Source organism: Candidatus Coxiella mudrowiae (assembly GCA_001077715.1).
Classification (GTDB): domain Bacteria; phylum Pseudomonadota; class Gammaproteobacteria; order Coxiellales; family Coxiellaceae; genus Coxiella; species Coxiella mudrowiae.
In genome coordinates, this window is the sequence record CP011126.1 from 328,146 (window position 1) to 341,318 (window position 13,173).

The window sequence follows — 13,173 nt, forward strand, 5'->3', positions numbered from 1 at the left end:
TCTATCGAAAATTAGACGAAGGAAACAGATCTATTGATGTTATACTTAATTTATTAAAATGGTGAATTTAAGAAAAGGCAAATGTTTAAAAAGTTCTTGATCGGATTATTTTTATTATTATTGTTATTAATAGCCCACCTTAGTTATGGTCAAGGTAATGTTTGTATTGTAAACGCCGCTACGAAAGTAGGTCTTGATGTATGATGTACTCATTCTTTATGTGAACTTACCGAAAGTACAACCTGTAGATATTTAGACATGGTGCAAAAATTGACTTGGTGAAAATAATGCCCATCTCTGTGAGATAAATGTTAATCCGAACAGTTCTTCCACTGTTACTACAGTAATGGGATCAGAGAGAAATCCTCCAATGATATTTCTAAAGCCGAGATAGGGAAATTAGATTATTTTAGAGCTTAAGCTCCCTCCTTTTAAGAGAAAATTTAATAAGCTCTCAGAAAGCGTAAATCGAAGGATGATTAAATTGCTTTTAAATAATAGTGATTATTATAATTTAAATCATAAGGTAAAAAAAAATAAGATGGCAATTAGTTGGAAGGTTTGTGATGGCAGGATGATGGGTTGTAGGTATTGTCTTCAATGTTTTTAATCGAGATGAAAGTGGGAATGATGATACCTTGGAGATGTTAGCCGAGATTGGAAAGAATTCTCTCTTTTGGGCTGCGGGCATTGCCGCAATAGGAATTGCTGTAAAAGGGATATTCTGGTGTTTTGGAAAGTTGGGAAGAGTGGATGAACAACTTGGGACTAGGCGGCTCCTTGGCTCAAGGTATGGCAGCGTCGATACCACTAGCACTATAGAAGAAGTAAGCGCAACTTAAGTCGTGTCATAGGTGTGGTGTGACTCTGATTTTCTGAAATAAAAAATTCCCTGAGGTAGGGGGGTAGACCAGGGATTTTGTTATAGGAGTTTTTTTATTAGGAATGGGCATTTAACCCATGCAACATAAGAAGCGCTTCATACAATTGGTAATCTGTTTTTGCTAATTCTAATTGAGCTTCCAATAGTTTTTTTTCTTGTTCAACCGCTGTTTTCGAGCTTTTAACCATATCATTGGGTAAATGATTTTGGAAATCTGCTTCATCGAGGGTTAAGCCCATTTCAGCAGGCTTGATGGTAAATTCGGGCACAGTAACGTTTGGAATAATTCCTTTTTCTTGAATTTCTCGACCAGCTGGGGTGTAGTACAAAGCCGTGGTTAATTTAATGGCATCGTCATGACCAATAGGCAACACAGTTTGAACAGATCCTTTTCCAAAGCTCGGCGTACCCATAATGATAGCGCGTTTATAATCTTGAAGAGCACCTGCTACGATTTCTGAAGCAGAAGCAGAGCCTCCATTAATTAACAACACCATCGGAGTGTTAGGAATTAAATCCCCCGGGGTAGCTTTGATTTCAATGTCGGCGCCGGGAACTCGACCTTTGGTATAAACAATGTAATCGTTATATTGATGAATTTTATTGGAATCGAGAAAACTATCAGCTACTCCAGCACTGACATCCAAAAGTCCGCCGGGATTATTCCGCAAATCAAGAACTAAACCTTTCAAATGACTATTGGACTCCGTTTTCAATTTAGAAATTGCCTCATGCAATTGTGTGACCACAGGCCCTTGGAAAAAGGTAATTTGAACGTAGCCGTAGCCTGGTTCCAACATCTTACTTTTTACGCTAATTAAATGAATCGGTTCGCGAGTGATATTAAAAATAAGAGGTTTATCCCTAAATTTTCGTAAAACCGTTAATGTAACACTGGTGCCTTTCTTGCCTTTTATCCTACTTACTGCTTCCGGTAAACTCATATTTTGAACCAGTTGTCCGTTAATTTTTAAGATAAAATCATTGGGTTTAATTTCGGCGCGGGCAGCAGGAGAGTCGTCTAGCGGACTAATGACTTTTAAAAGTCTATCTTTTGAAAGAGTAAGTTCAATGCCGATGCCTACAAATTCGCCCGATACAGTCGTTTTAAGCTCTTTCAAATCGTTAGTGTCGAGATAGCTGGAATGAGGGTCAAGGCTGGCGATCATGCCACTAATGGCACTATTGAACAATTCATCATTGTCAACATTCTTAATGTAATAACGGTGGATAAGGGCTATAGTGGTAAGGAAGCGTTGAATATCCTTTTTTGACAATTCATCGTTTTGATTTTCAATTTGCGTTGGCGTTATTGTTGGCAGCAATGGATGAGGAATAGCTAGGGTGGATGTCAAAAAACTCAAGCCCAAACCAAAAAATGATGTTACGAATACAATTTTACCTTTAGAAATAGATCGCAGTTTATTTCTGCTGATTGACCAGCGTAACTTCATCGATTTTCTCATCGCTCGGACCATTCATTGTAAAGGATTTAGGGGTTTAGCATTATGGCGAATGGCAAAATAAACTGCTGGTTTTTCTCATAGCCGCCGCTTCGTCCTACAGTGGCTACCAAATCGCCTTTTTGGACCACGGCACCGGACTTTATTATATAAAAAATTATTCCGTCCATAAAGTGTCATATAACCATGTCCATGGTTTATAATCAATAAAAATCCATAATCTGGCAACCACTTAGCTAGCGAAAGCTACCTTGCCAAAAGCTACTGCATAAACGAGCTCGTCTTCGGATGCTGCGATCAAGATGTCGTCTCATTTTAATTCACTGTAGTTGATTGAAGTGCCGAAATAAGGAAGAAGGGTACCTTTCATGGGCCAGGTCAAATAACCTTTTAATTTAGCAAAATCCACCTTCATCACCGCACCGCCTCACGTCGAGCGCGTTGTTCGATACCGACTAGCGTGTTTTCTAATAGTTGTTTGTTGGTTAATAATTCATCCAGTCGCTGATTTTTAGTTTGAATTTCATTACTAAGATCTGAAATGGCTTGTTGACGCTCTCGTTTTGTATTTCTAATCTAGCAAGCATTTCACGTTTAGGCAGAACGGATTTATTGGGCGAGACCTTGATGTTGAGTGGCTGAGTGGCGAACTTAATTTCGTATGCTTTTCATACCGGTTTAATTTTTCTAATAACGCAGTCTGTTTTTTTAAATTCTCTTTTATTCTTTGAAGGTGGAACCGTATCCCGTTAGAAGCTATATCCGCTGATTTAAGTTTTTTTAAATAAATGACTCGTTTATTTTGATCTTGTGACAGAACGGCTTTAATGGTTGCAATTTTATGATTATTTTTTTGAGGTCGGAAAGATCTGCTGCAGCAAAATTCAATGGAAAGATTATCTCGATTAGAAAAGTGAGAAAAAGGATAAGCAAATTCCCTTGCATATTATTTCAAAATAATTAAGTTACGTCCTGTCATTTCAAAGGGTTTTTTGAGCCCGATAAGGAAGAGCAAAGTTGGCGCTACATCATCCAAAGCGCCAATTCCTTTTTGGAATTGAGCTTTTTTCCCTACGTAAATCAATGGTACCAGATTACAGGTATGAGCTGTATGCGGTTGTTTTGTTTTTTCGTCAAACATTTTTTCTGCATTGCCATGATCGGCCGTAATTAGGGCTTCGCCGCCGGCTGATTGCAATGCTTCAAGAATACGCTTTAGGCAATTATCGATCGTGTGAATAGCCGTCTTGGTAGCCGCTTCTTCACCCGTATGGCCCACCATGTCCGGATTAGCAAAATTGCAGACAATAAGATCGTAATCACCATTTTTAATCATTTCTATGAGTTTATCTGTTACTTCCTCAGCACTCATTTCAGGTTGAAGATCATAAGTGGCTATCTTGGGCGATGGAATTAACATTCGATCCTCTCCCGGAAAAGGGGCTTCTTGACCGCCATTTAAAAAATAAGTTACGTGAGCGTATTTTTCCGTTTCAGCAAGTCGCAGTTGCCGAAGACCCAAACGAGATAAATATTCACCCAAGGTATTGGTTAACTGCATCGGTGGAAAAGCGACGGAGGCATCGAGATTTTTTTCATAGGTTGTTAGAGTTACGAAACTAGCGAGCTTTGGGGTTACTTTTCTCTCGAAAGCTGTAAAAGAGTTATCAACAAATGCGTGCGTGAGTTGCCGAGCGCGATCAGCGCGAAAGTTCATAAAAATGATGACGTCGCCATCTTGCACGGTTAGGCGTTTTCCCCCATTGCAATGGATGCTAGTCGGTTTAACAAATTCATCGGTTTCGCCTTGTTCATAAGTAAGAGCAAGCCCCTCTTCGGCGGTGGCAGCGTGATGAGTAGCAATTCCTTTAGTTAATAAATCATACGCTTTTTGGGTTCGATCCCAGCGTTTGTCGCGGTCCATAGCATAATAACGGCCGATAAGAGATGCGATCTTGGCCTGGGTAGTACCCTTAGAAGGAGATTGAGAATAACTAAGGAACTGTTTATCAATTTTTTTAATAGACGATAACGCCGATTTTGGTGGAGTATCGCGGCCGTCCAAGATAGCGTGTAAATAATTTTTTTTTACACCCTGAAGATGCACCAATTCGATCATTGCTGCAATTTGGGTATCCCGACTATGTACCCCGCCAGGTGATAACAAACCAATTATATGGACGGCTTTGTCATGCTGTTTAGCTTTTTCGATGGCATCAATAAGAACAGGATTCTTGAAAAAATCACCGCTTGAGATCGCCTCATCAATTCGAGTTAAATCTTGAGGTACTTTCCGACCGGAACCAATGTGAAGATGCCCAACTTCTGAATTGCCCATTTGCCCTTCTGGCAAGCCTACCGTACTACCCGAAGCATGCAATAGTGTATGAGGGCAATGGAGCCATAATTCGTCTAAGGTGGGTGTATTAGCGAGCTTGATCGCGTTATGGGCCGTTTCTTCACTTTCCCCGAACCCATCAAGAATAATGAGTACCATAGGTTTAGGGCGATGTTTTGCTGGTTTATTGGTTGGCTGGCTCATTCGGCAAATCTCGTTAGGTTAAGGCTTGTTAAAAAGGTGATCATTTTACCGGTTCCAAGAAGTTATTTCGAGGGGTGATCCATCCGTAGAACCTGAAAAAGGGGCTTTGAATTTTAATCCCATTTGCAGTTAAATGATGGCCATGAAAAAACAAGTTCCGTATGGTACCTGGCGATCGCCTATTAGTGCAGAGGTGGCGGCGGCTTCCTCTCGCGTTCTCATGAATATTGAATCATCCGGCGAGGATATTTATTGGCTGGAACGCCGTCCAGAAGAAGTGGGGCGGCATGTGATTATGCGCCTTTCTCCGGAAGGTAAAATGCATGCTGTTACGCCTTTTGGTTTTCATGCCCGTACTCGTGTTCACGAATATGGTGGAGGAGATTATCTCGTGGATCGGAACATAATTTATTTTGCTAATGACAAAGATCAACGTTGGTATCGCCAAAAGCTTGGCGATACCCCGAAGCCAATTACCCCTGCTGTCGAGAAAATGAAACTTCGCTATGCCGATGGGGTTATAACTCCTGATAAAAAATGGCTGATTCTCGTTCGGGAATCGCATGGAAAAACTGTTGAAAATGACCTAGTGGCTCTTTCTACGGATGGAAGCCAACAAATTAAAGTATTAGCACAAGGTTATGACTTTTATTCTTTTCCCCGTCTAAATATCTCAGGGAACAAAATTGTCTGGACTTGTTGGAATCGGCCACAAATGCCGTGGGATGGGACCGAACTTTGGCAGTCTGATATTACGGCCGAGCTTGAATTAAGCAATATTCAAAAGATTGCCGGAGGGGTGGGTGAGTTCATTTCTCAGCCACGTTTTGGTCCTGATGGAAAACTTTATTTTCTTTCAGACAAAAGTGGTTTTGGAAATATTTATTGCTACGATGGCACACAATTCGAAACTATTTGTCCAATGGAACGGGAGTGCGACTTTCCGCAATGGAATTTTAGACTCAAAAGTTATGACTTTTTAGATGAAAATCGCTTAGCTGTTATTGTAACGGATAAAGGTGAACAAACATTAGGAATCATTGAAGACAGTTATTATTCGCCTTTAAATCTGCCTTTTTCAAATTTTGCGCCGACGTTAGTAGCTAAAAATAATCGGATTATTTTTATTGGAGCAAGTCATAACAAGTTTCCTGTCTTAGTATGTTATGATATTAATCATAGTCAATTAAATATCTTATATGAGAGCACATTGCTAAAAATTGATGAAAAATACCTTTCATCGCCGAAATCGATTGAATTCCCTACAGCAGAAGGAAAATCAGCTTACGGTTTTTATTATCCTCCTTATAATGAAGATTATACAGCTCCACAAAATGAAAACCCTCCGCTAATTGTTATTAGTCACGGCGGACCCACGGGTGCTACTTCCACAGCATTAAATTTAAAAAACCAATTTTGGACCAGTCGCGGATTTGCTGTTTTTGAGGTTAATTATGGTGGCAGCACGGGTTATGGAAAAGCTTATCGAGAACGTCTAAAGGGGCAGTGGGGTGTTGTCGATGTTGCTGATTGTGTCAATGGTGCTACTTACCTAGTAAAACAAGGAGAGGTGGATCCTGAACGATTAATTATCCGTGGAGGAAGCGCCGGCGGATATACAGTATTATGTGCCTTAGTTTTTTATGACATTTTTTCATTAGGAGCAAGCTATTTTGGTATTGCGGATTTGGAAGGTTTTATGGACGACACCCATAAATTTGAGTCACATTATTTAGAAACATTAGTAGGAAATTATCTGCAAAAAAAAGCCGTTTATAAAGCTCGCTCGCCCCTTAATTGTACAGAAAAATTATCTTGCCCCATTATTTTTTTACAGGGATTGGAAGATAAAGTTGTACCACCGGCTCAAACCGAAATGATGATTGCCGAAATGAAAAAAAGGGAACTTCCTTATGCTTATGTGACCTTCACCTATGAGCAACATGGATTTAGGGACGCAAAAAATATTAAAACGGCTCTTGAAGCTGAGCTATATTTTTTCAGTCAATTTTTTCATTTTAGACCTTCCGATAACTTACCACCTATTAAGATAGAAAATCTGGATAATTTAGCTGACTGAATAGCATGAACATTAAAATAAATTTCATTGGGGTGGGGCGCGTAGGAAAAACTATCGCTAAACAAATCGTAGGTAGAAATATTGCTCTTATTCAAGGAGTTTGTAATCGCTCATTAGAAAGCGGCAAGAAAGCAATAGCCTCTATTGGACAAGGAGAGGCCTTCGCGAGCATCCAAGAATTGCCACCGGCTGACATTACTTTTATTACCACTTACGATGATGTTCTAGAAACTTGTTGCCAAAACTTGGCAAAGAGCCCTAATCTGAAATCGGGAAGCATTGTGCTCCATTGTAGTGGTTCTCTTTCATCGGATCTATTGATTTCTGTAAAAGAAAAAGATTGTTACATTGCTAGTGCTCACCCGATGCGAAGTTTTACCAAATCTTCTAATATAAGGAACGATTGTGCTACTTATTGTGCTCTCGAAGGCGATGATGAAGCGCTAAGTTTATTATCTCACCTTTTTAAAGCAATGAATTATTCGATTTATCCAATCGATAAGAAAAATAAAGTCATTTATCATGCTTCAGCCGTTTTTGCTTCGAATTATTTAGTGACCTTATGCGATAGTGCTTTATCTTGTCTAAAAAATGCAGGAGTAATGGGCGAGGACGGAATTAAAATGATTTTAAATTTAATGAAAAATACTCTAGATAATCTTGATTTTGCTCAATCAACTGAAAGAGTTTTAACGGGACCTATCAGCCGCGGTGACTTAGAGGTGATTAAGCGTCACTTACAAGCGTTGTCAAAAACCAATTTAATAGGGCTTTACAAAGTACTTGGTTTATCAACCTTAACGCTTACAAATTTACCTGATAGTAAAAAAGAAGCCCTCGCTTTAATGTTTTCATCCTGAAACGGATACTTCGAGCAAAAGTATAAAAAGGGACCCGCTTACATCCCTTGGGTGAATCAAGTATACTTGCCAAGATTTTACTATTGAACACGTTATATTATGAAAAAGTTACCTCAATTCTTTATTAATCATTGGCTTTTAGTTACAGCGTTTATAATTGCCTTGATTGCCTTATTTATTTTAGAGGCTCGAAGTAAAGGGAAAGGGCTTGGCGGAAGTAATCGTTTGACGCCTTTTCAGGCAGTCCAGTTCATTAATAATGAAAAGGCTGTAGTTATTGATATTCGTGACCCTAAAACTTTTGAGAAAGGACATATCACCCATGCGGTTAATATTCCTGCCACTGAATTTGATAAGAGTTTGAAAGGGCTCGAACAATATAAACAACAACCGTTAATCATTGTTTGTGGGATGGGCCAAAAATCTGCTTGTTTTGTAAATAAATTGCGCAAACAAGGCTATCAAAAAGTTTATATGCTCGCTGGTGGTATAGGGGCATGGTCCAATGCTAATATGCCTGTGGTGAAATGATGTGGTTAAAGTAGAAATTTACACCACTGATTATTGTCCTTATTGTTTAAGAGCCAAGGCCCTGCTTGAGCAAAAAGGAGTGGATTATATAGAAATCCGTGTGGATAAAGAACCCGCGAAATTTGAAGAAATGATCAAGCGAAGCAATGGACGACGCAGTGTTCCACAGATATTTATAAATGATCGAGGAATTGGTGGTTTCGATGACTTGTGGAAGTTAGAGCAAAGAAAAGAACTGGATAAGTTGTTAATTTCTAATAAAAATGAGGAACACTGATGGCAGAAAAACAAAACGTTAATCAGCCAAGTAATCCCCCAGAATTTGCAATCCAACGATTATATGTGAAAGATTTGTCATTTGAATCGCCACATAGCCCTCATGTGTTTTTTGAAGAATGGAATCCGGAATTAGATTTGAATTTAGCCACTAAGACAAATGATTTGGGAAACCATAACTATGAAGTGGTTTTAACCGTGAAAGCTATGGTTAAAATGAAAGAAAAAATTATTTTTATAGCTGAAATTTTTCAGGGTGGGATTTTTATTATAAAAAATTTCCCTGAGGACCAAATGCGACCAATGTTGGGAAGCTTTTGTCCTAATATCCTTTATCCCTATGCACGCGAAGTAATTACGGATATGGTTGTTCGTGGAGGATTCCCTCAGCTCTATTTGGCACCAGTGAATTTTGACTTACTCTTAGAACAGAACGATCGTTCCCAAGAGAATAACGATACTGATTGTGTGGATTAGATATGATGGATCGCCATCGTCCCCTAACTATCCTCGGTGCTGGTTCTTGGGGAACGGCTCTGGCTCTTTTATTGTCTCAGAAAGATCAAAGCGTTCGACTCTGGTCTCACGAAGAAAAACATGTGCAGGAAATGCAATCCGAAGCAATTAACCGCCGTTATTTGCCGGATCACCCCTTTCCGAAGTCGTTGTATGTTTATTATGATTTAGAAGCGAGTCTCGAAGGAGTCACGGATATATTAATCGTTGTGCCTAGTTTTGCTTTTCAGAAAGTCGTTCAACGGATTAAACCCTATGCTAATTCCCACGGCCGTATCGCTTGGGGAACTAAAGGTCTTGCAGCCGGTAATCGTTTGTTGCATGAAGTCATCGAAGTAGAATTAGGTCAATTACCTATGGCGGCATTATCGGGGCCAAGCCTTGCTACTGAGGTGGCAGCTGGATTGCCGACTGCGGTAACAGTGGCGAGTAATGATGCAGATTTTTCTCAGGATTTAATTGAACGACTACATAGTCCTTATTTTCGAGTGTATCAAAATAACGATTTGGTAGGAGTTGAAATCTGTGGAAGTGTAAAAAATATATTAGCCATTGCAGCCGGAATCAGCGATGGGTTGGGGCTGGGCGCGAATGCTCGTGCTGCTTTAATCACCCGAGGATTAACTGAGATGGGCCGTTTGGTTAAGACCTTGGGTGGCCGACAAGAAACCTTAATCGGATTGGCTGGATTAGGTGATTTAGTCCTTACTTGTACGGATAACCAATCACGTAATCGCCGGTTCGGCTTAGCATTAGGTGAGGGTGTCAGAAAGGAAAATGCCGAGCAAGCGATTGGTCAGGCGATTGAGGGTCTTTATAATACCAACCAAGTTTGGTCACTCGCAAAAAAACATAAAATTGAAATGCCTGTCACCCAGCAAATTTATCGCATTCTGCATGAAAATCTTAATCCCAAACAGGCTGTTCATGAACTTTTACATCGGTCTGCTAAAACAGAAACTTAATGCATTTTCTAAAAAAAATTATAAAATCCTTAATTAAAGCGATGAGTTGAACCAGTTGAACCAGTTGAACCAGTTGAACCAGTTGAACCAGTTGAACCCTTGTTGCCGCCAAGCTTGGTATAAAATAATAGAAACGGTGTTGGCAAGATTAATGCTGCGCTGTGTAGTAACCCCCATGGGAATGCGAATTTTCTGAAGTTCCGGAAACCCATCTCGAATATTTTGTGCTAAGCTACGACTTTCCGGGCCAAATAAAAAATATCTGAAGGCTAATAAGAGACATTGGAATAAATGGTCTTTCCTTTAGTAGTGCAGGCAAAAATGCGACGATTGGGGAACTCTTTTTTAAAGGCAATAAAATTTTCATGTTGGATAACCATTGTCCATTTATGATAATCCAATCCCGCTCGGCGCAATGGTTTTTCGTCTAGCTCAAACCTCAATGGATGAATTAAATGCAATTGAGCGCCGATATTGGCGCGCAAACAAATGATGTTGCCCGTATTGGGCGGGTGGAATCTGAGGCTGAAAAGCGCCACATGAAATATTTTAAAGCCTTTTTTCTGACACCACCCAAAAGAGAGAATCAAGGGTGATGAACTCCTAAGTGCCGTGGAGAGATTTGAGCTTCTGGATCGGGTGAATTTTGCGAATCCTCTATCTCTCCAGCATTTATTTCATCATCTCGTGTCGATAATGCATCCCGCAATTGTCTGGGTGCTTTGCGATTAGGCGCTTTTCCTTCATCCCCATGACCCGAAAAACCTACCCATCCGCGACAGAGGAGTGGAGAACAACAAGAACACAGTGCTACAAAATATAGCGAGGGCCGCTAAAGTAAAAGCGCTATCTGGGTCGAGTCGATTATCGTTAATGAAAATACTCCTAATAGGCAAAGTAATCCGAAAACCACCCTATTTTTTTGTGGGTGGTTAAATTCAGGAAGTCAATAATAGCGCCTCTGGTCGGCTCGCGAATCCAGCGATGTGGGTTCTCTATATCAGGAATCTTCTTTTTCACCCTGGGATATCGAATTCAAAATTCTGGGTCGTTGAAGAACGCGTTGACAATAATTGAAAATAGTTTGTTTTATTATTTTTTGAAGGCGAAAGGATACTTCCGGTTTCATCTCCAAACCTTTGCTCCACCAATAAGTTTCCAAAGCGCTTTGGAGCGTTTCAGGCATTCCAATATCTAAACTATTGAGGTTAATCAATTGAGGATCAGCCTCATCCGTCCTTTCTTGTTGAACTGCTGGCAGATGGTCCATTGAATCCAATGGATTTCTTGCTCGCAATTCTTGTCTCATTGAGCGTAGAAAACTTTCAGGATTTTATGTATAAAGCATATTTTCTAACTCTGTTAAGAGTGTATCTATTCAAGGAATAATCTGATTATCAAAGCTTTCCAAAAGAGATTCATTCTCGGCGTGCATAAACTCTCTCCGCTTTAGGCATTGTAGCTCGAATTAAGCGGGGCGAAAATCTATTAGAACTATCCTCCAGGGGTTACCACCTAATGTCCGTGACTGATATTTGGTGCCTTGGTCGCTTTCGTTTTAGGGAAAGGATATAATCCTTTTTGTTTTCGGCGATAACTTATTGCGTTGCTGCAAATAAATATTGCGTATAATAACCGTAGGGGTCAAAATCGGCGTTAACAGCAGGCAGATTAATCTCCGTCAAGCCCAGCACGAATATTGACCCATTTTTCAGTTCCGTAATAGTGTAACGAAGGCTTTTAGGATGTAAATAAGGCCACGGGGAGGTTGTAATCGATGGTTGAGTAAGAGCTACTTGGAAGGTTTGGAAGGTAGTTTGGTCCCAGAAAAGGGAGCACCAAATAAGTAGGTTGTTTATGGTCACTATAAAAAACCAATGTCATTCTAAAATCTTCATGATGCTTGGGGCAGGCCCATTCGCGTGGCTATATCAAAGAGCCTTTCGATTCCAACAGTCTTATTGATGATAAAACGCCAAGCTATCAATAAACATCCAATGAAATTTGCCTTGTAAAACGTCATTAGGCATCGTGGTTAACATGCCCAAATTGGTAAAGGCGGTTTTGTTAGAAGAAATATCGCGTTGCAAAGGCAGCGGTGTAATTGTTTTATAGACTTTGGTCACATGGCGGTAAACTAAGTAATCCACGGCCTGATCAAATCCAAACATTGCTCGATTAAATTTTTCATAAGGGTCTTTGAGATTGATCAAATTTTTTACACAACCGATTAAGGGCATCATCGCTCCTAGGCAAAACAACATCAAAATAGATTTTATTTTCCGCATGATTAGTTCTGAAAGTCCAAAAAGCACGAGTAGGATTGCATCCAGCAGAGCCTAATTCATCAAATCAAGGGGTAAATTATATCATGCCACAGAAGGGTTCACTCGGGTTTGCCATTTTAATTTCAGCATGATAATGAAAATGATATACTTTTTGCCGTGGCTAAAGATTTATCAAACAAAATAGTTTTAATAACTGGACCTTCTAGTGGTATCGAACGGGCTTGCGCCGAGCAATTCGTCCAGTTATAGGCACACGCCTTTTGTTGTGTGTCCGCCGTCAGAAACAATTGGTGGAAGTTGCAGAAGATATAAAAAGGCTGTTTCATACCGACGTTTATTCTTTTCCCCTCGATGTGAGAGATTTCAATTCGGTTGAAAACTAATTACATCAATTACTGGCTGAATGGCAGAATATGGATATCCTTAATAAATAATGCTGGGCTTTCTTTGGGTTTGAGAAATTTGCAAGAGGGGGAACCCAATGATTGGGATACGATGATTGATACTAATATAAATGGGGCCGTGTTGTACGTCACCTATTATGTATTACCTACAATGCTTAAACGCAACCAAGGGCATAATATTATTAACATCAATTCGCTTGCTTCCCATCAAGTTTATCCGAGTGGAGTTTTGTATATTGCGCTACCAAATTCCCACTGAGAGCGATTAGTAAAGGATTAAAAATAGATGTTCATGGTACGCCAATTCGAATAAGTTTCGTTGATCCTGGTGCTGTTGAAACTAATTTTTCACGAGTACGGTTTAA

General features: G+C 39.9%; 13 protein-coding genes and 1 pseudogene. 9 read left to right on the plus strand and 5 right to left on the minus strand.

From position 1 onward, the window contains the following. Nucleotides 1-81: 81 nt before the first annotated feature. Nucleotides 82-204 carry a hypothetical protein gene (locus CleRt_RS13035; protein WP_306686767.1) on the plus strand — a complete coding sequence of 41 codons (123 nt, stop codon included), beginning with the start codon at nucleotides 82-84 and terminating at the stop codon, nucleotides 202-204. Nucleotides 205-644: 440 nt separating this feature from the next. After that, entirely contained in the window at nucleotides 645-842 is a 198-nt protein-coding gene (locus tag CleRt_RS01580; RefSeq protein ID WP_048874939.1) for a hypothetical protein, read from the plus strand. Between the two features lie 97 nt (nucleotides 843-939). On the opposite strand, the gene CleRt_RS01585 is transcribed toward CleRt_RS01580, so the two are convergent. Together CleRt_RS01585 and gpmI are read right to left on the minus strand one after the other, a co-directional pair. Further along, nucleotides 940-2,238, minus strand: coding sequence for a S41 family peptidase (locus tag CleRt_RS01585; RefSeq protein WP_235379139.1), 1,299 nt, complete (start codon nucleotides 2,236-2,238; stop codon nucleotides 940-942). A gap of 1,054 nt (nucleotides 2,239-3,292) precedes the next feature. Further along, complete coding sequence (gene gpmI / locus CleRt_RS01595) at nucleotides 3,293-4,888, minus strand: 2,3-bisphosphoglycerate-independent phosphoglycerate mutase (RefSeq protein ID WP_048874941.1); 1,596 nt, start codon at nucleotides 4,886-4,888, stop codon at nucleotides 3,293-3,295. A gap of 142 nt (nucleotides 4,889-5,030) precedes the next feature. Between gpmI and CleRt_RS01600 the strand changes: the two genes are divergently transcribed. The 6 genes from CleRt_RS01600 to CleRt_RS01625 all read left to right on the plus strand — a co-directional run bounded on the left by CleRt_RS01600 (nucleotide 5,031) and on the right by CleRt_RS01625 (nucleotide 10,116). Continuing rightward, complete coding sequence (locus CleRt_RS01600; protein WP_048875758.1) at nucleotides 5,031-6,968, plus strand: S9 family peptidase; 1,938 nt, start codon at nucleotides 5,031-5,033, stop codon at nucleotides 6,966-6,968. Between the two features lie 5 nt (nucleotides 6,969-6,973). Further along, nucleotides 6,974-7,828 (plus strand): Rossmann-like and DUF2520 domain-containing protein, encoded by an 855-nt coding sequence (locus tag CleRt_RS01605; RefSeq protein WP_048874942.1) that lies wholly within the window; start codon nucleotides 6,974-6,976, stop codon nucleotides 7,826-7,828. Nucleotides 7,829-7,927: 99 nt separating this feature from the next. Beyond that, nucleotides 7,928-8,359, plus strand: a complete 432-nt coding sequence (locus tag CleRt_RS01610) for a rhodanese-like domain-containing protein (RefSeq protein WP_048874943.1) — start codon at nucleotides 7,928-7,930, stop codon at nucleotides 8,357-8,359. Nucleotide 8,360: 1 nt separating this feature from the next. Then, on the plus strand, nucleotides 8,361-8,636 hold the full coding sequence (gene grxC / locus CleRt_RS01615) for a glutaredoxin 3 (protein ID WP_048874944.1): 276 nt from the start codon (nucleotides 8,361-8,363) through the stop codon (nucleotides 8,634-8,636). Further along, nucleotides 8,636-9,112: a protein-export chaperone SecB gene (secB, locus tag CleRt_RS01620; protein ID WP_048874945.1), complete on the plus strand. Its 477-nt coding sequence runs from the start codon at nucleotides 8,636-8,638 to the stop codon at nucleotides 9,110-9,112. The genes grxC and secB overlap by 1 nt, the downstream gene beginning before the upstream one ends. Nucleotides 9,113-9,114: 2 nt before the next feature. Beyond that, entirely contained in the window at nucleotides 9,115-10,116 is a 1,002-nt protein-coding gene (locus tag CleRt_RS01625) for an NAD(P)H-dependent glycerol-3-phosphate dehydrogenase (protein ID WP_048874946.1), read from the plus strand. 33 nt (nucleotides 10,117-10,149) lie between these two features. Here CleRt_RS01625 and CleRt_RS01630 read toward each other — a convergent pair. The 3 genes and pseudogenes from CleRt_RS01630 to CleRt_RS13040 form a co-directional block, all read right to left on the minus strand. Continuing rightward, a pseudogene (locus CleRt_RS01630) lies at nucleotides 10,150-10,664 on the minus strand (tRNA (cytidine(34)-2'-O)-methyltransferase). A 452-nt stretch (nucleotides 10,665-11,116) separates the two neighbouring features. Next, the gene (locus tag CleRt_RS01635) at nucleotides 11,117-11,425 is read right to left on the minus strand and encodes a hypothetical protein (RefSeq protein ID WP_048874947.1); all 309 of its coding nucleotides are present in this window, start codon (nucleotides 11,423-11,425) and stop codon (nucleotides 11,117-11,119) included. A gap of 649 nt (nucleotides 11,426-12,074) precedes the next feature. Further along, nucleotides 12,075-12,380: an MlaA family lipoprotein gene (locus tag CleRt_RS13040; protein WP_162198809.1), complete on the minus strand. Its 306-nt coding sequence runs from the start codon at nucleotides 12,378-12,380 to the stop codon at nucleotides 12,075-12,077. Nucleotides 12,381-12,851: 471 nt separating this feature from the next. Between CleRt_RS13040 and CleRt_RS11350 the strand changes: the two genes are divergently transcribed. Then, nucleotides 12,852-13,067 carry an SDR family NAD(P)-dependent oxidoreductase gene (locus tag CleRt_RS11350; RefSeq protein WP_235379140.1) on the plus strand — a complete coding sequence of 72 codons (216 nt, stop codon included), beginning with the start codon at nucleotides 12,852-12,854 and terminating at the stop codon, nucleotides 13,065-13,067. Nucleotides 13,068-13,173: the final 106 nt, after the last annotated feature.